General features: G+C 61.1%; 21 protein-coding genes. 7 read left to right on the plus strand and 14 right to left on the minus strand.

Annotated features, from left to right (window positions below):
• Positions 1–139: 139 nt before the first annotated feature.
• Together C8C89_RS05465 and C8C89_RS05470 are read right to left on the minus strand one after the other, a co-directional pair.
• On the minus strand, positions 140–3,721 hold the full coding sequence (locus C8C89_RS05465) for a M1 family aminopeptidase (protein ID WP_133989079.1): 3,582 nt from the start codon (positions 3,719–3,721) through the stop codon (positions 140–142).
• Positions 3,722–3,730: 9 nt separating this feature from the next.
• Positions 3,731–4,642: an ABC transporter ATP-binding protein gene (locus C8C89_RS05470; RefSeq protein WP_133989080.1), complete on the minus strand. Its 912-nt coding sequence runs from the start codon at positions 4,640–4,642 to the stop codon at positions 3,731–3,733.
• A 255-nt stretch (positions 4,643–4,897) separates the two neighbouring features.
• Between C8C89_RS05470 and C8C89_RS05475 the strand changes: the two genes are divergently transcribed.
• On the plus strand, positions 4,898–5,404 hold the full coding sequence (locus C8C89_RS05475; protein WP_133989081.1) for a hypothetical protein: 507 nt from the start codon (positions 4,898–4,900) through the stop codon (positions 5,402–5,404).
• A gap of 6 nt (positions 5,405–5,410) precedes the next feature.
• On the opposite strand, the gene C8C89_RS05480 is transcribed toward C8C89_RS05475, so the two are convergent.
• The gene (locus C8C89_RS05480; RefSeq protein ID WP_133989082.1) at positions 5,411–6,259 is read right to left on the minus strand and encodes a hypothetical protein; all 849 of its coding nucleotides are present in this window, start codon (positions 6,257–6,259) and stop codon (positions 5,411–5,413) included.
• 255 nt (positions 6,260–6,514) lie between these two features.
• On the opposite strand from C8C89_RS05480, the gene C8C89_RS05485 reads away from it, so the two are divergent.
• Positions 6,515–7,261: a metallophosphoesterase family protein gene (locus C8C89_RS05485; RefSeq protein ID WP_133989083.1), complete on the plus strand. Its 747-nt coding sequence runs from the start codon at positions 6,515–6,517 to the stop codon at positions 7,259–7,261.
• Here C8C89_RS05485 and C8C89_RS05490 read toward each other — a convergent pair.
• From C8C89_RS05490 to C8C89_RS05510, 5 genes are all read right to left on the minus strand, one after another.
• On the minus strand, positions 7,254–8,597 hold the full coding sequence (locus C8C89_RS05490; RefSeq protein WP_133989084.1) for a sigma-54 dependent transcriptional regulator: 1,344 nt from the start codon (positions 8,595–8,597) through the stop codon (positions 7,254–7,256). The two genes, C8C89_RS05485 and C8C89_RS05490, sit on opposite strands and share 8 nt — an antisense overlap.
• The gene (locus tag C8C89_RS05495) at positions 8,590–10,497 is read right to left on the minus strand and encodes an ATP-binding protein (protein WP_101483173.1); all 1,908 of its coding nucleotides are present in this window, start codon (positions 10,495–10,497) and stop codon (positions 8,590–8,592) included. The genes C8C89_RS05490 and C8C89_RS05495 overlap by 8 nt, the downstream gene beginning before the upstream one ends.
• 245 nt (positions 10,498–10,742) lie before the next feature.
• Positions 10,743–11,735 carry a porin gene (locus tag C8C89_RS05500; protein ID WP_101483172.1) on the minus strand — a complete coding sequence of 331 codons (993 nt, stop codon included), beginning with the start codon at positions 11,733–11,735 and terminating at the stop codon, positions 10,743–10,745.
• 108 nt (positions 11,736–11,843) lie between these two features.
• Positions 11,844–13,157 carry a dicarboxylate/amino acid:cation symporter gene (locus C8C89_RS05505; RefSeq protein WP_101483171.1) on the minus strand — a complete coding sequence of 438 codons (1,314 nt, stop codon included), beginning with the start codon at positions 13,155–13,157 and terminating at the stop codon, positions 11,844–11,846.
• A 374-nt stretch (positions 13,158–13,531) separates the two neighbouring features.
• Complete coding sequence (locus C8C89_RS05510) at positions 13,532–15,874, minus strand: catecholate siderophore receptor Fiu (protein WP_133989085.1); 2,343 nt, start codon at positions 15,872–15,874, stop codon at positions 13,532–13,534.
• Between the two features lie 292 nt (positions 15,875–16,166).
• Here C8C89_RS05510 and nudC point away from each other — a divergent pair, with 292 nt between their 5' ends.
• Positions 16,167–17,006, plus strand: coding sequence for an NAD(+) diphosphatase (nudC, locus tag C8C89_RS05515; RefSeq protein WP_133989086.1), 840 nt, complete (start codon positions 16,167–16,169; stop codon positions 17,004–17,006).
• Positions 17,007–17,080: 74 nt separating this feature from the next.
• Entirely contained in the window at positions 17,081–17,647 is a 567-nt protein-coding gene (folE, locus tag C8C89_RS05520; RefSeq protein WP_035822985.1) for a GTP cyclohydrolase I FolE, read from the plus strand.
• A 47-nt stretch (positions 17,648–17,694) separates the two neighbouring features.
• Here folE and C8C89_RS05525 read toward each other — a convergent pair whose 3' ends face one another.
• Positions 17,695–18,531, minus strand: coding sequence for a helix-turn-helix transcriptional regulator (locus C8C89_RS05525; protein ID WP_133989087.1), 837 nt, complete (start codon positions 18,529–18,531; stop codon positions 17,695–17,697).
• Positions 18,532–18,702: 171 nt separating this feature from the next.
• Between C8C89_RS05525 and C8C89_RS05530 the strand changes: the two genes are divergently transcribed.
• The gene (locus tag C8C89_RS05530) at positions 18,703–19,128 is read left to right on the plus strand and encodes a hypothetical protein (RefSeq protein WP_133989088.1); all 426 of its coding nucleotides are present in this window, start codon (positions 18,703–18,705) and stop codon (positions 19,126–19,128) included.
• Between the two features lie 41 nt (positions 19,129–19,169).
• Here the strand turns inward: C8C89_RS05530 and C8C89_RS05535 are convergent, their stop codons facing one another.
• Both C8C89_RS05535 and C8C89_RS05540 read right to left on the minus strand, forming a co-directional pair.
• Positions 19,170–19,535 carry a hypothetical protein gene (locus C8C89_RS05535; RefSeq protein WP_071075066.1) on the minus strand — a complete coding sequence of 122 codons (366 nt, stop codon included), beginning with the start codon at positions 19,533–19,535 and terminating at the stop codon, positions 19,170–19,172.
• 73 nt (positions 19,536–19,608) lie between these two features.
• Positions 19,609–20,037: an EamA family transporter gene (locus tag C8C89_RS05540; protein ID WP_133989089.1), complete on the minus strand. Its 429-nt coding sequence runs from the start codon at positions 20,035–20,037 to the stop codon at positions 19,609–19,611.
• A 290-nt stretch (positions 20,038–20,327) separates the two neighbouring features.
• On the opposite strand from C8C89_RS05540, the gene C8C89_RS05545 reads away from it, so the two are divergent.
• On the plus strand, positions 20,328–21,974 hold the full coding sequence (locus C8C89_RS05545) for a methyl-accepting chemotaxis protein (protein ID WP_133989090.1): 1,647 nt from the start codon (positions 20,328–20,330) through the stop codon (positions 21,972–21,974).
• Position 21,975: 1 nt separating this feature from the next.
• Here the strand turns inward: C8C89_RS05545 and C8C89_RS05550 are convergent, their stop codons facing one another.
• On the minus strand, positions 21,976–22,401 hold the full coding sequence (locus C8C89_RS05550; protein ID WP_133989091.1) for a hypothetical protein: 426 nt from the start codon (positions 22,399–22,401) through the stop codon (positions 21,976–21,978).
• 191 nt (positions 22,402–22,592) lie between these two features.
• On the opposite strand from C8C89_RS05550, the gene C8C89_RS05555 reads away from it, so the two are divergent.
• Positions 22,593–23,291: a glutathione binding-like protein gene (locus C8C89_RS05555; protein WP_133989092.1), complete on the plus strand. Its 699-nt coding sequence runs from the start codon at positions 22,593–22,595 to the stop codon at positions 23,289–23,291.
• A 14-nt stretch (positions 23,292–23,305) separates the two neighbouring features.
• On the opposite strand, the gene uraH is transcribed toward C8C89_RS05555, so the two are convergent.
• Positions 23,306–23,716: a hydroxyisourate hydrolase gene (uraH, locus tag C8C89_RS05560; protein WP_133989093.1), complete on the minus strand. Its 411-nt coding sequence runs from the start codon at positions 23,714–23,716 to the stop codon at positions 23,306–23,308.
• A gap of 11 nt (positions 23,717–23,727) precedes the next feature.
• Positions 23,728–24,222, minus strand: coding sequence for a heme-binding protein (locus C8C89_RS05565; RefSeq protein ID WP_133989094.1), 495 nt, complete (start codon positions 24,220–24,222; stop codon positions 23,728–23,730).
• Positions 24,223–24,282: the final 60 nt, after the last annotated feature.

Below are 24,282 nucleotides of genomic sequence, written 5' to 3' on the forward strand. Positions count from 1 at the left end.
GTCTATCTTACGCCAGCTGCTGCCATGCGCTTGTACGGCAGCGTGCACGGCCGGTATCCCCCGGCTGGATTGCACATAAAAAAACGGTCGCGCACTCATCGAATGCGCGACCGCGTTGGATCAAGGTTGCATTGAAGCCTTAGTTCACACTGACTTCCTTGCGGTTATCGCGTGAGACGCGATCGATCATCTTGTTGTACGGATCGACGCCCACTTCGAACGGTTTGTCCTTCACCGTGATGGTGATGACCGGGTCGCTGCCTGACAACACGCGCTTGTCCGTGAACAGGACTTTTTCATCCTTTTCCTTGCCGCCCGCAGGTCGCGCGAAGATGGCGATTTCCACCGGCTCGTCATAGGCGCGCGGACTTTCCTTGCCCTTGCCGTCGGACTCCAGCTTGGCCAGATGCAGCTTCATGGTGACATCCCACTGGCCATCCTTGCGCTGCACGGCCGACGCTTGCGTTACACGGTTGTCATAGAAGACGATTTTCTCGAACAGGTCCGTGATCAGTGCCTGCTTGTCCTGCGGCGCTTCGGCGCGGATGTAGGCCAGCAGTTCCAGGGTGGTGGTGAAGGGAGCCTGCTGGTAGCCCTTGTCCTGCAGATAGCGTTTCAGGGCGCGGTTCAGGGCTTTCTCGCCAATTTCGTCGCGCAGGCGGTAGAACACCAGGCTGCCTTTGTTGTAGTGGATGTATTGCTGTCCTTCCACGCGCGCCAGCGGCTGTTCCTCGATGGCTTCGCCGCCGCGCCCGCTCAGGTAGCGGTCCAGTTCATAGCGCAGGAAGCGGCGCATTTTTTCGCGGCCGTATTCCTTTTCCATCACCATCAGCGCCGAGTACTGCGACAGCGATTCCATCAGCATGGTGGCACCCTGCACGTTGGCGCCGATGACCTGGTGGCCCCACCATTGGTGCGCCATTTCATGGGCCGTGACGTAAAACACGTAGTCGATATCATCCTTGTCGCGCAGGTCGGCGATGAAACCGATGCCCTCCGAATATGGAATGGTATTGGCAAAAGACTGCGCGAAGCTCTGGTAGCCGGGGAATTCCAGGATGCGTACCTGCTTGGCCTGGTAGGGCGTGAACTCGGTGCTGTAATAGTCGAGCGACTTTTGCACGGAGGTAATCATGCGATCCGTGTTGTAGCCATGCTTTTTATCGAAGTAAATTTCGATCGGCAAGCCGTGCCACTCGCCTTTTTTGACTTCCCAGCGCGCCGACAGGTAGGCAAAGAACGGCATCATCGGCTGGTCCATCTTGTAGCGGTAATAGCGGCGGCCATCCTTTTCCCAGCTTGCCTGCAGGTAGCCAGGCGCCAGCGCTATCTGCTCGCCGCTGGTGGAGACGGTGGTGTCGAAATTGATCCAGTCCGCTTCATTGCCAAAGACGGTGTTGCCGTAGGCCGACTTGTCTTCCAGCTTGGCCATGCGCTGCGGTTCGCCCAGGCCGCGCTTGCGCCGCTCGTTGCGGTCCGTCAATTCCATGTGCTGCGCATAGCCGAAGTGGGGGAAGAAGCTCTGGTTATTGAAGAAGGTGCCGTTCAGGTTGACCTGGTCCGGCGCGCCGTCGTTGGTGAAACCCTGGTGCGTGACCGCCACCGTGAAGTCCAGCGGCAGGGTGGCGCCCGGTGCCAGGGGCTGGGCCAGCTTGAGGATGCTGAAGCCAAGTTCCTTGTCGTCCAGCATCACCTTATGTTCAGGCAAGTTCAACCAGTGCGTTTCCAGGTCCGGGTTGAGCTGGATGCGCAGGGTGTCGAGCGTTTGTGCTGCCTTGTTCTGCAGCACGTAGTGGCCCTTGATCAACACTTTACGTTGCTCAGGATAAATATCCACGCCGGCCTGGACATCCGTGATCTTCGGCTGCGGCAAGTCCTTGTATTGTTTGTACAATTTCTCGTAGCGGGCCTGCTTGTCCATGCCGATGTTCGACGGTTCGTACTGGTTCAGCACGTTCGTGTTGTAGAAGATCCAGCCACCCGTACCCGCCCAGCACAGCAGGACTGCGGCCAGCGCGGCGCCGGCACGGCCGTTCAGGCGCTGCCCCGCCAGACGCATGCGCGCACGCCAGTCGGCGGACAGGCCGCGCACCCAGAATGCCTGCGCCAGCATCACCAGCGCCACTGTGAACAAGCTCCAGTACAGCGCAAACCAGGCCCAGCCCGTCAGGAAGTGGCCATAGCCATTCATGTCCGAATACTTGATGGCCGGCATGCCGCCAAAAGCGTACAGATTGTGCTCCAGGTGCAGCATGCCCAGCACGGCTTGCGCCACCATCAGCAGGATTACCAGCAAATAGCCGATGAACTTGTTATTCGACAACACTTGCAGGGTGAGGGCGCACAAGCCCATCAGCACGAAGAAGAGGGCACCCAGCAAGGTGCCTTTCAGGTACAGCCCCAGTTCCACGGGCGCGCCACCCTTGTAAAGCTGGAAACCGATGGCGGTGACAACACCCGCCAGCAGGTAGCCGGCGATGACGCCGACCAAGGCCGTGCATTTGGCCAGCAGGGGCACCCAGCCGGGCACTGGCATGGCATCGCTGACGTCGGCGATCTTCACCTGGCGCTCCTTGAAGATCAGTTCGCCCGCATAGAAAGTGACGATGATGATCAACAGGAAGCTGAAGCTGTTGCTGATACTTTGCAACATCAGATGCGTCATCGGATACACGGCCGTGCCATACATGTTCTTGGCCACGCTGGAGCCGGCGATCAGGTTGATGATGCCGAACAGCAGCATGACGAGAAAAGGCAGGCTCTTGAAGACGCCCGCCGCGTCGAAGCGCAGGATTTGCCACCACTGGCGCCAGGCTGTCGCCGGGGTAAACGTGGGGATGCTGCGCGGCAGGTGCAGCGGCGCAGCGACGGCCGGCGCGGCCGCCTGTGTCTTGTGCTTGCCGAACAGGCGCTTGCCAGTGCCCGTGCGCTGCGGCTTGAAGAGGAACACGGTGGCGGCAAACAGCACGGCGGTGATGCCCAGCCACAGGGCGCGGTTGGCCAGCAGGTAGCCGGACAGGGGCGGCAGGGTGGCATTCGACTCGGCGGCAGTGAAGTAGCGCGTCATGCGGCCGAAGGCGCGCAAACCGAACGGGTCGAGCAGGACGGCATACCATTCATTGTTGATGTCGCGCGTAAATACGCCGGCCATGGCCCACAGCACGAAAAAGCCCAGCACGCCCACGTACACGAGCATCATCGAGCGCGTGGTGGCCGCCAGCAACATCAGCAGGGCGCCGATGAAGAGCAGGTTCGGGATGACGATGACGGCAAAGCTCCAGGCGTAAGTGTGCAGCGAGAAGGCGCCCACGCGCTGCGCATCGACCCAGGGCATGACGGGGCCGAGCATGGTGGCCAGGGCAATGGCGATGAAGATCACCAGGCAGGCGGCAAAGCCGGCGGCGAAACGGCCGAACAGGTAGTCCCACTTGCGCATGGGCGTGGCGAACAGCATGTCGGCCATGCCGACTTCGCTGTCGCGCAGCACGGCGCCGGCGATGAAGACGGTGACGAGCAGCATCGCCAGCAGGCTGAAGATGCCCAGCATCTGCGCCACCACGGTGGGGGCGTTGCGGTTGACGTTGCCGATGGCGCCGCCGATCTGCACCGAGTCGCTGGTGGTGGCGCCAAAGGCCATCAGGGCCATGATGACGGCAAACACCCACAGCAGCGGCTGTTTCAGCTGATAGCCGAGGTCAAACTTGAAAAATTCCTTCCACATGGCGGCCCCTTACGCTGCGACTGCGATTGCGGCCGGCGCGGCAGCGCCGTGGCGGGCAGCATTGCGCACGTGCAGGAAGTACACGTCTTCCAGGTCTGCGGCGATCTGCACGAAGCCGCTGTCGGGCTGGCTGTCGGCAAACACATTGATTTGCGGCTTGCCGCCCACCAGGCGCGTCGACAGCACGTTCAAGGTTTGCTGGTACTGCGCCAGTTCTTCCGTCGTGACGCTGCGGCGCCAGACCTTGCCGTGCAAGGTGTCGATGGCCGCCTGCGGCTCGCCCTGCACCAGCACCTGCCCCTTGACGATCATGGCCATGCGCGGGCACAGGTCCGTCACGTCGTCGACGATGTGCGTCGACAGAATCACCACCACTTGCTCGCCGATTTTCGCCAGCAGGTTCAGGAAGCGGTTGCGCTCGTCCGGATCCAGGCCGGCAGTAGGCTCATCGACGATCACCAGGCGCGGCGCGCCCAGCAGGGCCTGGGCGATGCCGAAGCGCTGGCGCATGCCGCCCGAATACGTGCCCAGGTTGCGCTTGCGCGCTTCCCACAGATTGGTTTGCTGTAACAAGGCTTCCACGGCTTCCTTGCGCGCTCCCTTTTCTGTCAAACCTTTCAAGACGGCAAAGTGGTTGAGCAAGGTTTCCGCGCTGACCTTCGGATACACGCCGAAATCCTGCGGCAGATAGCCCAGCTGGCGGCGCAGGCCTGCCTTGTCCTTGAGCACATCGACGCCATCGAAATGGATGCTGCCGCTATCGGGATCTTGCAAAGTGGCAATGGTACGCATCAGCGAGGACTTGCCTGCGCCATTCGGTCCCAGCAAGCCGAACATTCCGTTGGGAATCTCCAGGCTGACATCGTTGATGGCCTTGACGCCATTGGCATACGTTTTGTTCAGCTGTTTGATCGATAGCATGTGCAGCACTCTCCAGAGCTTGGGTATGAAAGCCGGCAGATACCTGTCTGCCGGTCTGAGGAAGGGGATCACCCTTGTTTTTCAGCCGCGATGGCGGATGTTACTTAAAAACAATAATATATAACCAATTGGGAGAAAATTAATGTTTTTGCGACAAAGGGCGAAAATTCTGGCCTGAAATGCAGGTGGGAGGGATGAGTGACGCGGTGCTACACTCGCCAACTCAGCGACGCCAAGTGGCGGAAAGACGAAATTATGCCGGCAGTACAGAACATGACATTGCGCGCCGTTGCGCCCGGCGAAGAGGGAGCGCTGGCGCAGCTGTTCCAGCTGTATTGCTACGATAATTCGGCCTGGAGCGGCGAGGCACTGCTGGCCGACGGTCGCTACGACGTGTGCGACGCAGGGCTGGCGTCGTATGTGCACGCAGCCGGCCATACGGCCAGCTGGATCGAGGTCGATGGCGAACTGGCGGGCTTTTTCATCACGGAACCCGGCATGGCGGGCGGGCGGGCCGTGCAGGAGTTCAGCGACTTTTTTATTCTGAAGAAATACCGGCGCCGGGGCGTGGCGTTGGAAGTGGTGCGCCGGGTGCTGCTGGGCAGCGCGCAGACGTGGCTGGTGGCCACGTTTCGCGCCGATGCGCATGCAAATGCATTCTGGCGGCAGGCGTTTGCGCGCCTGCCGTTTGCCAGGGTCGAAGCATGGGACGATGCCAGCCTGCCGCTGTTTCAGCTAACTTTGCTGAAACCGGCGGCCTGAATCGGTTTAGAAGCGTACTTTCACATATGCCGACGGTCCCGTCAGGCGGATGTTCAGGTCGGCATCGCGTTCGCTGTCGCGGTGCAGCTTGATTTTCGAGATGCCGTAATCGGCCACGAAACCGATATTCTTGAACGGAAACCATTCCACGCCGACATTACCGCCGTAAATGTGGCCGTTGATGCGCCCACCGTTTTTCTTGATGCCCGACGCTTCCGCATACATGCGCAAGTCCGGTGTGAAGGCGTGGCGCCAGCCCACTTCCAGCAGGGGCGCGAACGCGTGCTCGCCGATGGAATCACGCGCCGTGGCCGTTTCGCCATTTACCACGCCGGTGGCCGTGCCGTTCAGGTTGGCATGGTAGTAGGCGGCGCCCAGGCCGATGCCGAAGGTGTCGTTGCCGCTGCCCAGCCACCATTTATAGGCCAGCTTGGCCAGGTCCAGTTTCAAATCCGCATTCGCCGTGGCCGTGCCCGTGACGGGCTGGCCATTGATGATGGTCTCGCCGGTCAGGCTTGGCGTGTAGGATTTGTCGTAGCGGTAGTAGTCGAATGCCAGGCCATGGCGGTCGCCGATCAGCAAGTCCGCTTTGATGCGCGGGATGGTGGTATGGCTGGGCTTTGATTCGGGTGCGTCGATGCGGCCAAACTGTGTGTCGGCGCCGATATTGATGCGCGGATCGGCGGAAAACGCCCCTACCGAAATGCTGACGCGGTCCAGGGTGGGCGATGGCTCGGCCCGCGCCGTGGCGGCCGCCGTGGCAATGCCCAGCACGCCCAGCATCATGCTCCCGCGCAAGGCGAGATGGCGCAAACGGGGTGGGGACAGGCGGGCGGGGACGGGCGTAACAAACATGGGACTACTCCTCGGAAAGATGATAGGTGGGCCGCGACGCTGGGGCGGCCTACGGGTTAATGCAATGAGGAAATGGTAGCAATTGTTACATTTGAATCACGTAGCCGCACGGCGCAAATTACCGTCGGATTTGTCCTACTATGCGTAATAACTGGTAGCTGAACCCGCCCCGCTTGCCGGGCTGATTTCTGTGTGCTGACATTGTCTGCAACGTTGGACGCGTGCAGAATGGTGTGCGAGAAGAGGAGACATTGCATGAGAATCGCCGCCATTTCCGATATCCACGGCAACCTGGACGCGCTCGAGGCCGTGCTGGCCGACATCGCCCGCCACGGGGTCGACGTCACTGTCAACCTGGGCGATATCGTCTCGGGCCATCTGCGGCCGCGCGCCACGGCGGCGCGCCTGATGGGTCTCGGCTTGCCCACCATCCGCGGCAACCACGAACGCCAGTTGTTCGGTGACCCGGTCCGCATGGGCGTCTCTGATGCCTTTGCACGCGCGCAGCTGTTGCCCGAACAACTCGCGTGGATAGACGCGCTGCCCGCCACCTTGCACTTGCGCCCCGATGTGCTGCTCGTGCATGGCACGCCACAAAGCGACCTCGTGTATTTTCTCGACAGCGTGACGCCGCAAGGCAGCCGCGCGGCTACGCCGGAAGAGGTGGCCGAACGCGCCGGGACGGCGGACGCGGCATTGATCCTGTGCGGCCACACGCATATGCCGCGCCAAGTACGCCTGGCCGATGGACGGCTGATCGTCAACCCGGGCAGCGTCGGCTTGCAAGCCTACGACGACGACCATGGTTATCCGCACGTGATGGAAAACGGCACGCCGCATGCGCGCTATGCCATCGTTGAACAGGACGCGGATGGCGCCTGGGCAGCGCAGTTGCATGCGGTGGCGTATGACTGGGAAACAGCGGCCCGGCTGGCGCTGGCGAACGGCCGGCCCGACTGGGTCGTGCCTCTGCGCACGGGCCGTGTCGGCGTACCTACCTGAACTCTTCGGCCACCAGATTGTACTTCTGCATCTTGTGGTACAAGGTCTGTTTCGGCAAGCCGAGCACTGTGCTCACTTCGCTGACGTTGCCGGAATATGCGCGTAGTTCCTGCTCAATCAATGCACGTTCGAAGCCGTTCACTTGCTCCGCCAGCGACAAGGGACTGGCCTGGCTGCCCGCCAGCAGGCTCGAGGCGCCACCGGCGATACCCAGCACGAAGCGGTCGGCGATATTGCGCAGCTCGCGCACATTGCCCGGCCAGGAATGGGCCATCAGGCTGCGCATCTGTGCGCTGGAGACCACGGGCGCGGTGCGGTTGTAGCGGGCGGCGGCGGCCAGCACGAAGTGCTCGAACAGGATGGGAATGTCTTCGCGCCGTTCGCGCAAGGGTGGCAGATGCAGCACGATCAGATTCAGGCGGTAGTACAGGTCGCTGCGGAATTTCTGCTGCTGCGACAAGTCTTCCAGGTCCAGTTTGGCCGCTGCGATGACGCGCACATCGACGGGCGTGGGCACGTTGGAACCGAGCCGTTCGATATAGCGTTCCTGCAACACGCGCAGCAATTTCACTTGCAAGGACAGGGGCAGGCTTTCGATTTCGTCGAGGAAAAAAGTGCCCTGGTCCGCGTGCTCTATTTTGCCCACCTGCCGCTTGGCCGCGCCCGTGAATGCGCCCGGTTCGTGGCCGAAGACTTCGCTCTCGAAAATGCTTTCGGGAATCGCACCGCAGTTGACGGCGACGAAGTTGTGCTTGCGGCGGTGGCTGAAGTCGTGCAGGCAGCGGGCCACCATTTCCTTGCCCGTGCCGGTATCGCCATAGATCAGTACGTCGGCTGGTTCGTCGGCAACGTCGAGTATCAAACGCCGTATGTCGCGCATCGCCACGGAATTTCCCAATAAGCGCGCTTCGATGCCGCCGCCGTCCTCGAGCTGGCGGCGCAGGCTGTGCACTTCCAGGGTCAGGCGCCGCGTTTCCAGCGCGCGCAGGATGACATCGACCAGCTGGTCAGATGAATACGGTTTTTCGATGAAATCGTAGGCGCCCGTGCGCATGGCGTGCACGGCCATGGTGATGTCGCCATGGCCCGTGACGAGGATCACGGGCAGGTTGGCATCGAGTGTCTTGACCGCTTGCAGCAATTCCAGGCCGCTCATGCCGGGCAGGCGCACGTCGCTGACCACGATGCCGGGAAAATCCGGCGTCAGCAGTTTATAGGCCAGCTCGGCCGAGTGAAACGCCAGCACGTCCAGGCCGGCCAGCTGCAATGCCTGCTCGCTGCCTTCGCGTACGGTGGGGTCGTCTTCGACCAGCAGGACCTTCAAGCCGTCAAACATGTTTTTCCTCCTGCGTTGCAATCTGTAGTTCGATGGTGAAGATGGCGCCGCCGCCGGGGGCGTTTTCGGCGCGCAGCACGCCGCCGAACTGGCGCGTGATCTGTTCGGAAATGGCCAGTCCCAGGCCCAGTCCCAGTCCTTGCGGTTTTGTTGTGAAGAACGGTTCGAACAGGTGTTCATACACTTCCGTCGACAGGCCCGGCCCCGTGTCGGCCACGTGGATCAGGACGTGCTCCGACGTGCATTCGACGGACACGCGCAGGCTGCGCACGTCGCTGCCATTCATGGCATCGAGTGCGTTCGCATACAGGTTCACCAGCACCTGTTCCAGGCGGTTGCTTTCGCACATGGCGAAGATGTCTTCGGGCGGCAGTTGCAGGGTGAAACGCACATTTTCAACCTGCAGCCGGCGCTCGACCAGGAACAGGGCGTTGCTGATCGCCGTGGGTATCGATACGGAGGTCAGGCTGGTCGTCGATTTTCGCGCAAAAATCTTTAATTGACCCGTAATGGTCCCCATCCTGGCCGCAATTTGCGAGATCTTCGCCAGGTTGCGCCGCGCGTCGTCGAGCCGCCCCCGCTCGAGCAGGATGACGGCGTTGTCGGACATGGTGCGCAGCGCCGTCAGTGGCTGGTTCAATTCATGCGTGATGCTGGCCGACATCTGCCCCAGCACGGCCATTTTGCCGGCCTGGAAAAGTTCATTCTGCGTGATGTGGAGTTTCTGCTCGGCCTTGCTGCGTACCTCGATTTCCTGGCTCAGGCTTTGTGTCATGGCATTGAGTTCCGAGGTGCGTTCCTCGACCATGGCTTCCAGGTTGTCGTAGGCATGCTGCAAGTCTTCGCGGGCGCGCAATTTTTGCGCCACGGCCGCGCGGCGCTGGCGCAGGTAAAAGAACAGCAGCATGAAAAAGCCCAGCAGCACGCACGAGAAGGCGGCCGCCGCGCGCGCGCTGGCTTTCGCCTGTGCCAGGTCGGACAAATAGATGAAGGTCCAGCCTTGCGGCGACTTCAGCTTGATCTGCGTCATGACGCTGGAGCTGGTCTTTGGTGGCGTATCGGCATGTTCCTGCTCGCGCACGCTGATCACGCGCGCGCCATTGCCCAACTGCCGGTCGGAAACGAAGGGGATCGCTTCGAGCTGCTTCGAGTAATACTGGCGCGTGCGGTTGAGTTCCTCGACGATGGCGGGCGACAGCGGTGCCAGCGTCTTGTATTTCCAGTCCGCCATGGAGCTCAGGAAGATCACGCCGTGCTCATCGGCCAGCATGACCTTGTCCGCGCCCTGCACCCAGCGTTTTTCCAGGGTTTCCAGGTTCACCTTTACCGTAGCCAGGCCCAGCATGTGGCCATTCTGGTAGATGCCATGGGCAAAGAAGTAGCCGGGCTCCAGGCGCGTCGTGCCCACGCCATAGAAGCGGCCCGGCGTGCCGCGTAGCGCATCCTGGGCGTAGGGGCGGAATGAGATATTGTCGCCAATAAAGCTGTCTGGCTGCTGCCAGTTGCTGGCGGCCCGCGTGTTGCCGTCGAGGTTGCTGATGAAAATGGTCGAGGATTTCGCCTGGGCGTTCATTTGCTCGAGGTAATGGTTGACCGTATCGACCAGCACCGGGTCTTCCGGGTGCTGCAGCAAACGGATCACGTCGCGGTTCAGCTCCAGGGTCTTGGGCAGGAAGTCGTATTTTTCCAGCGCATTTTCCAGGCTGCTGACATACACCTCCAGGCGCTGTGCGCCGCTGGCTTGCAGTTTGCCAATGGCGATGCGTTCCGTCCAGAAATACACGAGCCACACGGTGGCCAGGCAGGCGGCCAGCACCACGCCCCAGGCCAGCGTTTCGCGGCCCGACCGTTGCGACAGGCGCTGGCGCCAGGAAAGGGAGGGTTTGTTACTGCTATGCATAAAATCAGCTACCAACTTGCAAGAACCCACAGTATCGCATCTTGATGATCTCAATATAAAAAAAGCCGCCGGAAAGTAATCCGGCGGCCAGCAGCGTGCTTGACGCATATTTCACGAACATCACGACGTCCGACAAAATCGTAGCGAGCGGCAGTGATTTGTGGCCGAGAAGCGCAACCGTACTTCCGTACGGTGAGCATCGCCGGCCGCAAAGCGCGCCGCGCAGTAGATTTTGGCCGACGTCCTTAGAAAGTGTGGCGCATGCCTAAGTTGAAACCGCTGTTGCCGGTGCCATTGTCGGTGGCATTGCCAACGACGAAGGTAGCGCCGTTCTTGTTGCTGATGTGACCGTAACCGGTGTACAGGTCGCTGCGCTTGGACAGGGCGTAGAACGCGCCGATGGCCCACTGCTGGGCGTCACGGTTTGCATTGCTCTTGTCGTTGTGGCGGATGTACGACGCGACCAGCTTGGTGGCGCCGAACGGGGCGCTGAAGCCGACCAGGATGTCGTTGCTCTTGCTGTTGTCGATGGCGCGGTTGTCGGCGTAGCCGAAGTTACCTTGCAGCACGCCAAAGTCGTAGCGCGTGGCCAGCAGGGTGTTGCGCGTTTGGGCGGTCGCCAGCGCATTTTCCTTGCGGTGGTGCGTCAGGGTCACGTTCAGCGGGCCGTCGATGTAATGCACGGCGCCGCCCATGCTGCGGTTTTTCGCATTGTCGCCGGCCACTTCGCCAAAGCCATACGCCAGGTCGGCCGACAGCTTGCTCCAGGTCGGCGTGGTGTATTGCACCATGTTATCGACGCGGATATTCGTCACCATCAGGTTCGATGCCGTGCCGGCCAGGCCGATGACAAACGGATCGGCCACGTCGCGCAGGGCCAGGTAGTACGGCGAGTACTGGCGGCCCAGGGTGACGGCGCCGGCGCTGCCGGTCAGGCCGACATACGCCTGGCGGCCGAACAGCAGGCCGCCCTGGCCCGAGGTGCCGGTGTCGATATTGAAACCGCTTTCCAGCACGAAGGTAGCGGCCAGGCCACCGCCCAGGTCTTCCTTGCCTTTGAAACCGATGCGCGAGCCCGAGGCGACGCCGGAAGCGACGCGGTTCAGGCGGTCACCGGCTGCATCCTTGTCGAACACCAGGCCAGCGTCAGCCACGCCATAGATGGTCACGCTGGATTGAGCCAATGCGCCGCCGGAAGCTGCGCCAAGGGCCAGCAGGGTAAACAGGACTTTTTTCATGAAAATCTCTCTAATAAGTTGGAATGACTACTGATCGCACTACCTGACTGCTTGTTACTCAACATGGACAACAAATAAATGGCCCGCTTGTGGCGGGCCATGGCGCTATCAGGCTTTGCTAGCGTGGTCAGCTTCGCCCCAATGGCTTTCCGTGTTCTGGTTGGCGGCGTTGGCCGCGGCTGCTTCTTCCTCGGTGGCCAGGCCACCTTCCCACTTGGCGACGACGGCCGTGGCGACGGCATTGCCGACCGCGTTGGTGGCCGAACGGCCCATGTCGAGGAATTGGTCGACACCCATCAGCAGCAGCAAGCCCGCTTCCGGAATATTGAATTGGTTCAGGGTAGCGGCAATCACCACCAGCGAAGCGCGCGGCACGCCGGCCATGCCTTTCGAGGTCAGCATCAGCAGCAGCAGCATGGTGATCTGCGTCCCGATCGACAGGTCGATACCGTAGGCTTGCGCAATGAACAGGACGGCGAAGGTGCAGTACATCATCGAGCCATCGAGATTGAAGGAGTAGCCCATTGGCAATACAAAACTGGAAATCTTGCGGTCCACGCCGAACTGGTCGAGCGCCGTCAGCAGTTTTGGATAGGCCGCTTCCGAACTGGCCGTCGAGAATGCCAGCAGGAACGGTTCGCGGATCAGGCCGACGAGCTTGAAGATGCGTGGGCCGATGACGACAAAGCCGGCGCCGATCAGCAGGGCCCACAGGCATATCAGGCCCAGGTAGAAGCCGCCCATGAACTTGGCAAACGTGACCAGCACGCCCAGGCCGTGGGTAGTGATGACGGACGCCATGGCGGCGAACACGGCCAGCGGGGCCAGGTTCATGATGGTGCCGGTGATGCGCAGCATGACTTGTGCCAGCTGGTCGACGACGGCCGTCAGGGTCTTGCCCGATTCGCCCAGGCCGGCCAGTGCGCCGCCGAAGAAGATCGAGAATACCAGCACTTGCAGGATCTCATTGTTGGCCATGGCCTCGATCGGCGACTTCGGCACCAGATGCGTGAAGAAATCTTTCAAGGTGAAGGCGGCCGTTTTCAAATTGGTCGATGCGTGTACGTCCGGCAATGGCAAGCCCAGGTTGGTGCCCAGCTGCATCAGGTTCGACAGCACCATGCCCAGCGCCAGCGAAACCAGCGAGGCGACCACGAACCAGCACATGGCTTTCAAGCCGATGCGGCCCGCTGTCTTGCCGTCGCCCATGTGGGCAATACCGACTGTCAGGGTGGAAAATACCAGCAGCGCAATGATCATCTTGATCAGGCGCAAGAAGACGTCGGTGACGATGGAAATATTGCCAGCGATCTGAGCGCTGAGCTTGGCATCAGGGAAGGCGGTGTTGCATCCATAACCGACGGCAATGCCGAGGATCATGGCAATCAGGATGTACAGGGTTAATGGCCGTTTCTTTTTCATGTTGACTCCTCCGGTGAAACGCCGCTGTGAGCGGATTATTGATAGCGAGCAACTCAAGCTTGGAGTCAATATTTCTCAAAAACAAGCCCTTGCGTGCCAGCGATTATTTGCAGCAAAACCTGTACATAGCAAAGGATATGCCTGAAATGAGAATTTGGGTCCTAACTTCTTAAGTTGTTGATTTAAAGTAGCTTTTTTGTTGTCAGGATGTAGCAATTCGGCGTGCTTGCGCGAAATATTGGACGCTGCGGGCTATCGCTGTATGACTTTTCATACGCTAGTCGCGGCAGGGTGGCGGTGCGGTAAAAAGACAAGATTATCAGGACAATAAAAAAGCCCCTCCGAAGAGGGGCTTGATATGGCGCAATGCGTGCTTAGAACTTGATATTCGCCGTCAGGCTGAACGAGCGGGGCTGGCCCGGGGTGTAGCGGAAACCTGACTTGTTGATGGCCGCCACATAGGTCTTGTCGGCCAGGTTGTAGGCGTTCAACTGCAAGTCGAGGTTTTTGTTGACGGTATAGGTCGCCATGGCGTCGAAGACCCAGTAGGCATCCACGCGGGCAGGCGTGCCGACGGCGCCATCGGTGCCGCGCAGCATTTCACCCACGTAACGCGCGCCGCCGCCGATCTTCAGGCCGAACGGCAGGGTGTACGAGGTCCAGCTGGTGAACGCCTGTTTTGGCGTGTAGCTGAGGTTATTGACGCCGCTGGCCGTGACGACCTTGCCCGACTCGACCTTGGTATTCATGCGCGTGTAGCCGGCGCTGACCAGCCAGTTCGGCATGATCTCACCCACCACGCCCAGTTCCAGGCCTTCCACGCGCTTCTTGCCAGTCTGGTAATAAATGGTGGGGATTACCGGATCTTGTTCCACTTCATTCTTGACGGTGGTCTGGTAGACGGCGGCCGAGAACGACAGTTTTTGCTTCAGGAAGTCCCACTTGGTGCCGATTTCCTTGGTGACGGTTTCCTGCGGGTCATAGTTCGGGTTTTGCGCGCTGCTGGCGCCGCTGCTCAGGGCGAAGTTGACGCCAGGCGGCGCTTTCGATGTGGCCAGCAAGGCGTAGACGCTGCTGTCCGGCGTCGGCTTGTACATGGCCGAGATCTTGCCGTTGGCCAAGGTGTCGCTCAGGGTCAGATGGGTAGGAATCGGCGTGCCCACTGGCAATGGCTGTACTGCGGGAGCAGTCACGGCCGTTTGCAGGGTGATGGCGTCATAGGTGGTGTTGAAATGGTCGAAACGCACGCCGCCATTGAATAGCCACTTGTCGCCGAACTTGACGGTGTCGAAGACATACAGGCTTTGCGTGTTGACTTCGCCTTCGGTGAAAGCGCCGCTGCGCACGGGGTTGTGGCCGGTGACGGTGTCGCGCGGGTTCGGGTGGTACAGGTTTGCTGCCGGCAAGCTGCCCAGGCTGGCGGGCACATAGCTGTAGTTGGTCTGCTTTTCGCTGGTGAACTCGGCGCCGGCCACCACGGAATGCTTCAGCACGCCCGTGTCGAATTGTGCGCTGACCACGGTCTGGTTGGTCAAAATCGTGTTTTCCTGATCCTTGACGGTGCGCAGCGAGCGCGCCAGGGTCCAGGTCGCAGGATCTCTCCTCACCCCGTTCGTTTCCGTATTCAGGTTGGCGGTGTTGCCCATGAAGGCCGTCAGCAGGTAGTCCTGCTTGGTCTTGCCGTAGCGCGTGGTGTTCTGGAGCTGCACGTTGGGCGAGAAATCATGGTCGATGCGCAGGGTGCCCATGTCGGCCTTGACCTTGTTGTAGTCCCCAGTGGAGCCGTAGAAATTCTTCGGATCGACCTTGGCAGCGCTGTTCAGGTAGCTACGGATGACCGGTTTATCCTTCGTGGCGACATCCGGCGTCGAATAGCCTGGCAAGCCGATGGTGGGCACGCCGCCGTCGGGCACGTTGTTCTGGTCCACGTGCAGATAGCTGGCAGTGATGCGCGTCGGCTTGCCGATGCCGAAGGTGACGGTGGGCGCGAAGGCCCAGCGCTTGTTCTTGACTTCATCGCGCGCCGGATCGCCGCTGTCCTGCGTCATCAGGTTCAGGCGCAATGCCGTGCCGGAGTCGCTGTCGAGGATGCGGTTCCAGTCGGCCGTGGCGCGTTTTTGCTTGCCGCTACCCGCGGTCAGCAGCGAATTGAATTTGTTTTCCATGGTGGCCGTCTTGCTGACCAGGTTAATCGAACCGGTGGGCGAACCGCGGCCGCTGTCCGTGCCCGCCGGGCCCTTCAGCACGTCGATCTGTTCGATGTTGAAGACGTCGCGCGAGATGGAACCCACGTCGCGCACGCCATCGACATAGATGCTGCCCGACGAGTCGAAACCACGCATGTAGACGGCGTCGCCCGTGTTGGTGTTGCCGTTTTCACCGAGGAAAAAAGTGCCTACGCCCGGCGTGTTGCGCAGCGCATCCGTCAGTGTCAGCGCGCCTTGCTGTTCGATCAATTCCTTCTTGATCACGACGATGGTTTGCGGTGTATTGACCAGCTCTTCCGTGTATTTCGGCGACGAGGCTTTTTCGGCCTTGAAATCATTTTCCTTGGAGCCCACGACCTTGATTTCGTTCAGGGTTTGCTGCGATGCCGGGGCACTTTGGCCGGCCGGGTCGGCCGCCTGGGCGGCGACGGGCAGCAGCATCACGGCCAGGGCGGCGCCGATATGCTGGTTGAAACGGGTAGGGGCGTGTTTGCGGCTCTTGATTGCCATCTTGCTCTCTCGATAAGGTCAGGGTAGTGGTTCCTGGCTGGCTCTGCGCCGCTGTGCTTGGGCACGCGGACAAGTGGCTGGCGATGGAGACGGAAGGCGTTATTGTAATAACTTGGCGCTATTTCGTAAATGAGAATCGTTATCAGTATCGTTTACGCAACGGATCAGGTGTACCGCGAAAAAAACACTGTCCTGGCGCATGAATGCTTGCTTTGCGCTCCGGCCGCTGCTATGCGCGCAAGCGTCTGGCAGCGGGAGTATGATGAGCAACCTTTACAAACTGACTTCCAGCATGCTGCAGACTCCTGATGCCTTTGTGCCCCTGATTGATGCGCCTGAACCGGCCCCGGCCGCCACCGAGACGCTGACATTTGTCTTTCACCGCGGGCGCTTGCTGTTGCGTACGCCCGAGCTGACCCTGCCCACTGCCGCCGAGGCGGCCGCGCTCGATATTGACTTGAGCCGCGCGCAGCCCGTGGGCCTGTGGCAGGGCCGTTATTGCCAGACTGTCTGGACGGATGACGACGCCTTGCCTGCTGCTGGCCCCCTGGCCTGGCACGGCATGCGCTCGCTATTCAATGCCGTCGACGATGCCTTCCTGGGCCTTGCCAGCCGTGCTGTGCAGCTGGCCGAGTGGGCGCGCACGCACCGTCATTGCGGCGTGTGCGCCGCGCCCATGCTGCGCACGCGTGGCGAACGCTGCTTTACGTGCGCCGCCTGCGGCATGCTGGCGTATCCGCGCATTTCGCCGGCCATGATGGTGCTGATCCGCAAGGGCGATTCCGTGCTGCTGGCCATGCACAAGCATTCGCCGTCGCAGCGTTTCAGCCCGCTGGCCGGTTTCCTGGAAGCGGGCGAATCGATCGAGGAAGCCGTGCACCGCGAAGTGATGGAAGAGGTCGGCTTGCGCGTGCACAACTTGCAGTACTTCATGAGCCAGTCCTGGCCGTTTCCCCATTCGCTGATGATCGCGTTTACGGCCGATTACCTCGATGGCGAGATCCGCCTGGACGAAAACGAGATCGCCGAAGCGCGCTGGTTCGGCCCCGGCGATGCCTGGCCGGAAGCGAGTTCCAGCGTGTCGATTTCCGCGCTGCTGGTGAGAGCGCACCGCCCGCCGGCAGTGTCGTAAAGCAAGGGCTGCCCGGGCAGCTTGCCGCATTTTCTATATACTGGCGGCAATTGAAAATTTTAGGGTGGTTTAGCATGTCTCAAGAAGAATTCTCCGAAAACGACTGGCGCCGGCTGATCAGCAGCTTTGGTGAAGATCCGCAGCGTCCTGGCTTGCTGGAAACGCCGGCGCGCGTGGCCAAGGCCTGGAAGCACTGGACGTCCGGCTATGGCCAGGATCCGGTGGACTTGTTGAAAGCCTTTGAAGATGGCGCGGAACAGTATAACGAGCTGATCGTCGTGCGCGGCATTCCCGTCTACAGCCATTGCGAACACCATCTGGCGCCGTTCTTTGGCAAGGCCACCATCGGTTATGTGCCTAACGGCAAGATCGTCGGCCTGTCGAAACTGACGCGCCTCGTCGATTGCTTCTCCAAGCGCCTGCAAGTGCAGGAACGCATGACGATGCAGATCGCCAATGCCCTGATGGAAGTGCTGGAACCGAAGTCGGTGGGCGTGGTCGTACGCTGCCGTCACCTGTGCATGGAAAGCCGCGGTATCCGCACGCCGGGCGAAGAAACCATCACCTCGGCCATGCTGGGCGAGATGCAGCCTAACCTGGCGCTGCGCACGGAATTCCTCGCCCTGGCGCGAGAAGTGTGATGATTTGAGTGATAATGCAGGACAAAGGCGGCATATGCCGCCTTTTTTTATGCGCGTCCGGATTCCCGTTCCGCCAGATAGCGCGCCGGCGGCTTGCCCACCGCCTTGCGGAACATGGTGACAAAACCGCTGGTATTTTCATAGCCCAGTTCCAACGCCACCGCTTTCACGCTGTGGCCTTGCGCCAGCCCTTGCAAGGCAAGGATGACATGCAATTGCCGGCGCCAGCGGCCCACGCTCATGCCCATTTCCTCCAGTGACTGCCGGGTCATGCTGCGCTCGCTCATGCCGATGCGGCTGGCCCATTCGGCCAGGGTGCTTTTATCGGACGGTTGCGCCAGCAGCATGGCGGCCAGGCGGCGCAGGCGCGCGTCGCGCGGTATCGGCAAATGCAAGTCTTCCACGGGCGCGGCTGCCAGCTCATCGAGCAGGGTGGCCACCAGGCGTTCCTGCGCCCCGTGCAGTGCGTACAAGGTGGGAAAGCAGGCTGCCTTGGCGATCAGTTCGCGCAGCAAGGGCGAGACGGCCACGGTGCAGCAGACGACGGGCAGGGCTGGTGCCGTGGCCGGCTCGACAAACAGGCAATAGCATTCCGCCTCGCCCACGCCCTGCGCCGCATGCATCAGGCCGCCCGGTATCCACACGGCGCACTGGGGCGGCACGATCCACACGCCGCTTTCCACTTCGCAATGAATCACGCCTCGCGTGGCATACAGCAGCTGCCCCTTGCGGTGCTGGTGCGGCGCCTGTTCCGCATCTTCGCGCACGCTGGCCAGCCCCACGGCCAGCAGTGGACGCAGCACGCCATCGACGTCGAAATCGATGGTGACGCTGGCTGCGCCCAGCCGCGTTGACAGCAGGTCGGGCAAGAGGAGATGAGGCATGGGGAACTTTGGCTGGATTGAATAATATTGTGGCTATTTTATGCAATGACGCGCAATGCCGCCAACGGTATCGTATGGGCATCCGCAGCCCCGCTTCAACGGCAACCGCCGCCGCCCGTGTTCTGATGAAGGCCAGGAGGAACGGCATCCCCCCCTTTGAAGGAGTCCCTCATGCAACTCGATATTACTGATTTCCCTCTCGTCTGGCTGCACCGCGACAGTACGGCAAGCAGCCACGACGATGCCTTGTTCGCCCAGTTCGAGGCTCTGCTGGCGCGCCAGCAGGCGTTTGTCATTCTCAGCGAAGAAGGCCTGGACGAGGATGGGCATGCGCATCCGCAGGAAGAGCGCAAGCGCGCCGTGCTGTGGATGAAGCGGCACAAGGCCGCCCTGCGCGCGTATATCCAGGGCATGGTACTGGTCGAACCGAGCGCGGCCAAGCGTTTGGCGGGCAAGACCTTTGCCGTCATGTTCGGCCAGTTCTGGGGCTATCCCCTGCATTTCGGCACCAGCCGCGACGACGCGCTCGACATCGCCCAGCATTTGATCAGGGCCTGGCTGCCGCCAAGGGAAGGTAACAATGGCAGGAGCACCTGACAAAACCGTAGCGCGCCGCGCAGCAGGTTTGCTCAGATGTTTCAGTAGCGGTAGTCGTTGACGAAGTGCTTGGTGAAGTTGTACTTGCTGCCGCCGTCGAGCAAGTCGACCAGGCGTTTCGGCGCCGAGGCCGACATAAAGGCGTCGGCCGCCCCGCCCGTGCTGCGGAACCTCATGCCGGGGCTGAGGATCTGGTTGGCGCCGATTTTCAGGTGCTGGAAGCTTTTCGTCTTTTCATTGTTGAGGATGAAGTGCAATTCCTGCTTGAAGGTCAGGAAGGGAATCTTCAACCACCACCCTTCGTCCGTGCCATAGCTGGCGACGCTGGCAAAATGCGTGTTCTTGTCCGTCAGGGTAGGTTTGCCCAGGCGGTCGTTGATGCGTTTCATGGCTTCATTCTTGGTCATGCTGTTCTTTCGTGTATCGATCTATGCGGCGTGCATTCTGACACAGGCGCGCCGCCGCGTGCCGTGGAATGTTTTACAGCAGCAAAATCAGCGAGCCGAGCACGATCAAGCTGCCACCGGCCGCCGCTTTCAGGGTGAACGGCTCGCCCAGGACCAGCCAGCCGGCCAGCATCACCAGCGCCACGCTGAGCTTGTCGACGGGTGCCACCAGCGAGACGGGACCCAGTTGCAGCGCGCGGAAATAGCATAGCCACGACAGTCCCGTGGCCACGCCCGAAGCGATCAGGCAAGTCCAGCCCACCCAGTTGCCGCCGCTGGGGCGTTGCCATTCCGCGCGCAGCGAGATGATGGCCGCCGTCACCAGCAGGATGACGCCCGTGCGTATCAGGGTGGCCATGTTGCTGTTCAGATGGGCCACGCCCAGCTTGCCCAGGATGGCTGTCATGGCCGCAAACACGGCAGACAGGATGGCAAAGCCTTGCCAGGTAAAGGTGCTTGACATGGGACTCCCTGCACGGTGAGCAATTGCAGTGACTGTAGCGTAAAAGAATGACGGCCGCTGCCCACATTTTTATTGCAACGCAACATCAATTCTCATCCATTGTCGCAGCCCATTAACAACACCGGGCAAAAAACATTGCTTCCCAGCATTGTAAATATCGGTAGTTCAAGCGTATGCTGGAGACGTCTGAACGGTGCCGCCAGAGCACCGTCGCCGCCGCATTCCTGGCCTGCAGAGCTGGAAGCAGGCCACGCCCCCTTCCCCGGACAATAGAGAGTTGGAGACATAGCATGAAGAAATTGACGTTCCAGCAGAAGTTATGGATCCCCCTGATTTGCAGCCTGTTGTGCATCACCGTTATTTTTGTCTACAACGCCCTGGAAATTCGCAAGATCCGCATCGAAGAGCGCAGCGCTGACCTGAGCAATGCCGCCGACCTGGGTCTGGGCGCCGTCAAGATGTTCGGCGACCTGGCCGCCAGCGGCGCCTTGACGCAGGAAGAGGCGCAAAAGCAGGCGACCGCCGTCATCAAGAGCATGCGTTTTGGCGAGACCGGCTATTTGTCCATTATTAACCTCGATGCCGTTGTCGTGATGAATCCCGCCGCGCCGCAAACCAACGGCAAGAACATGGCGGACTTCAAGGATGCCAACGGCACCTATCTCTACCGCGACATCGTTGCCGTCGGCAAGAGCGATGCGGGCAAGGGTTTCGTCCACTATTATTTCCCCCGTCCGGGCCAGAAAAATCCTGAGCCGAAGATGAGCCGCGTGGTGGCCTACAAGCCGTGGGCCTGGACCCTGGTGGTGGGCGTGTACATGGACGATATCGACGCGGCCTTCCGCCAGTCGCTGCTCACCTCGCTGGGCGTGCTGTTGCTGGTGTGTGCGCTGCTGGCCGCCGTCGTCGTGGCGATCAACCGCAGCCTGCGCCATGCGCTGGGCGGCGATCCCGAGTATGCAGCCGAAGTGGCGGAAAAGATTGCCAACAACGACTTGAGCGGCAACGTGCGCACGCATGCCAACGACCGCCACAGCGTGCTGTATGCGATGAAAACCATGCAGGCCAACCTGGTCGACGCGATCAGCGAAATTCGCCACAGCGCCGAAACGATTGCCACGGCATCGAGTGAGATTGCCAGCGGCAATATGGACTTGTCGGCGCGCACGGAAATGCAGGCCAGTTCGCTGGAAGAAACGGCGGCCTCGATGGAGGAGTTGACCTCGACCGTGACACAAAACGCGGGCAACGCCGTGCAGGCGAATGAGCTGGCGCAGTCCGCCTCGGCAGTGGCGCGCCAGGGTGGCGCCGTGGTGGCGCAAGTGATCGGCACCATGGACACCATCAACGCCTCGTCGCGCAAAATCGTCGACATCATCGGCGTCATCGATGGCATCGCCTTCCAGACGAATATCCTGGCGCTGAACGCGGCGGTGGAAGCGGCGCGCGCGGGCGAGCAGGGCCGCGGCTTTGCCGTGGTGGCGTCGGAAGTGCGCAATCTGGCCCAAAGATCCGCTGGCGCAGCGAAGGAAATCAAGGAACTCATCGGCGCTTCCGTCGACAGTATCGCGGCCGGCAGCACGCTCGTCGCCCAGGCGGGCACGACCATGGATCAGGTCGTCGCCAGCGTCTCGCGCGTGACCGACATCATGGCCGACATCACGGCCGCCTCGCATGAGCAAAGCACGGGTATTGGCCACGTCAACCAGGCGATCACGGAAATGGATAGCGTGACGCAGCAAAATGCGGCACTGGTGGAGGAGGCGGCGGCAGCGGCGTCCAGCATGCAGGACCAGGCGGCCGTGCTGGCGCAACTGGTGGCGCGCTTCAAGCTGTCGGCGCAGGAGCCTGGGACGGCGCCGCGCATCGCGGCAAGCTCGGCTGGCGCGCCACGCGCCGTGGCGAAAAAGCCGCAGCGCAGCCTGGCGGCGCGCTGATTTACTGGGCTGGCGCCGCCGCTGGCGGTGCCGGCTCGAATTCCAGCTTGTCATCGACGACCACGAATTGCCCGACCGGCTGGCCCAGGTCGGCTTTTGGGTCGTTTTCCATTTCCGTCAGCGCATTGCAGGTAGTCGTTTCCGCCTGCCACAACTGCTTGCCCATGCGGATATTCCACAGGCCATCGCCGGCCGCAAACAGCTCCACCTTGATGTCGGCGGGTGCATCGGTCGACAAGGTATGCAGACGCTGGCATTGCGGCAAATTGGTGGCCATCAGCTGTACTTCCACGGTATCTTGCCAAAAATAACGTTGCTGGCGGCGCACGGTCAGGGAATGGTCCTGGCCATCGAACAGATAGATGGCGAAGTCCTGGACACAGCCTGACAGCAGGACGGAGAGCATGACGATCAGGAGTTTGCGCATGGTCGGCTTTCTTTGATGGGACTCAGGAATGGCAGAAAAATAAATGCTGCAGCGAGTGTGGGCGCTTGCTGATAAGGCAAACGGGGCACGCGCCGCCGTGTTTTTCGCTGACGTGGCATTATATCCATGCACACCAGTTGCAGCGCGACAATAGTTACGCCCACCCTATGCCAACGAGCTGAAAGACGACGATGATCGACTTGTATTACTGGACCACGCCCAATGGGCACAAGGTGACGATGTTTCTGGAAGAAGCGGGCATCCCCTACAACATTATTCCCGTACATATCGGCAAGGGCGAGCAATTCAAGCCCGAATTTCTCGCCATCGCACCGAACAATCGCATCCCCGCCATCGTCGACCAGGCGCCGGAAGATGGCGGCGCGCCCCTGTCCCTGTTCGAGTCGGGGGCCATTCTGCAATACCTGGCCGAGAAAAGCGGGCAATTCCTGCCGGCAGACGTGCGCGGCCGCGCCGAGGTGATGCAATGGCTGTTCTGGCAAATGGGCGGACTGGGTCCCATGGCCGGGCAAAACCACCATTTCGTGCAATATGCGCCCGAACCCATCGACTACGCCATCACGCGCTACGTGAATGAAACGAACCGCTTGTACGGCGTGCTGAACAAGCGCCTGGCCGACCGCGAATTCGTTGCCGGCGACACGTATTCCATCGCCGACATGGCGATTTATCCGTGGATCGTGCCGCACACGCGCCAGCGCCAGAAGCTGGAAGATTTCCCGCACCTGGCGCGCTGGTTCGCGGCCATTGCCGCCCGTCCCGCCACCGTGCGCGCGTATGCGCGCGCGGCCGAGATCAACGTGCAGCCCACCGTCAGCGGCGACGCGAAAAGCGTGCTGTTCGGCCAGACGGCGAAAACGCTCGGCTGAGTTTAATTTCCCCCTCAGTTACCCCGATACGTGGAAAAGCCGAAAGGACTGAGCAGCAGCGGTATGTGATAGTGCTGGTCCGTCTTTTCCACGTGAAATTGCACGGGGATTTCGGGGAAGAATGTTTCCTGTTTCAGGCGCGCATAGTGCTCGCCTGTTTTAAACACGATGCGGTAGTCGCCCGCCTGCATGGGTGTCTCGGCCGGATACATGGCTGCGATGCGCCCTTGCGCATTCGTCACGGCACTGGCCAGCTGTTGCCAGCCTTCCCCTTTCTTTTGCTCCAGCGTGACCGTCACGCCCGCCGTCGGCTGGCCGCTCTGCAGGTCGAGGATGTGCACGCTCAAGGGATTGGTGGCGGCCAGGGCCATGCTGGACAGGCTGGCGAAGGCCAGGGCGGCAGTGATTTTTTTCAGATAGGTCATCGTCGTTACTTTCAGGTTGGGGGGAGATCGAGTTCGGGAACAAGGGCCAGCGCAGCCCGGGCGCAGGCGCGGTCTGGCAGGGCGCCACCGCCGCCGGCGACGCCGATGGCGCCCACCACCTGGCCCTGGGCAATCAACGGCAGGCCGCCGCCCAGCAGCAGCAACTCCGGCATGCTGGTCAAATTGCGCATGTCCGGATTGTTGCTGGCTGCCAGGGACAGCGTGTAGGTGTCGCTCTTGGTGGACAAGGCCGTGTATGCCTTGCGCCGGCTCGCCTCCGTGTTGTGCGGCCCGACGCCATCGGCGCGTTGCACGGCGACGATGTTGCCGCCACGGTCCAATAAGGTGACGACGATATGCCGGCCTTGCGCCTGGCACGCGGCCATGGCCGCATTGGCAAGCTTGCTTGCCGCCGCCAGCGACAGGTCATCAATGCTGCGCAATTGCGCATGTGCGGGGCCGGCCAGCAGGCACAGCAGGGTACTGCCGAGTAACAGGGTTTTCATCTGGCATCCATGGAATAAAGTGGCGCCAGTATGGCCAGTGTTGCCCTACGAGAAGATGAT

The sequence above is a fragment of the Janthinobacterium sp. 75 genome (assembly GCF_004365495.1).
Taxonomy (GTDB): Bacteria; Pseudomonadota; Gammaproteobacteria; order Burkholderiales; family Burkholderiaceae_D; genus Janthinobacterium.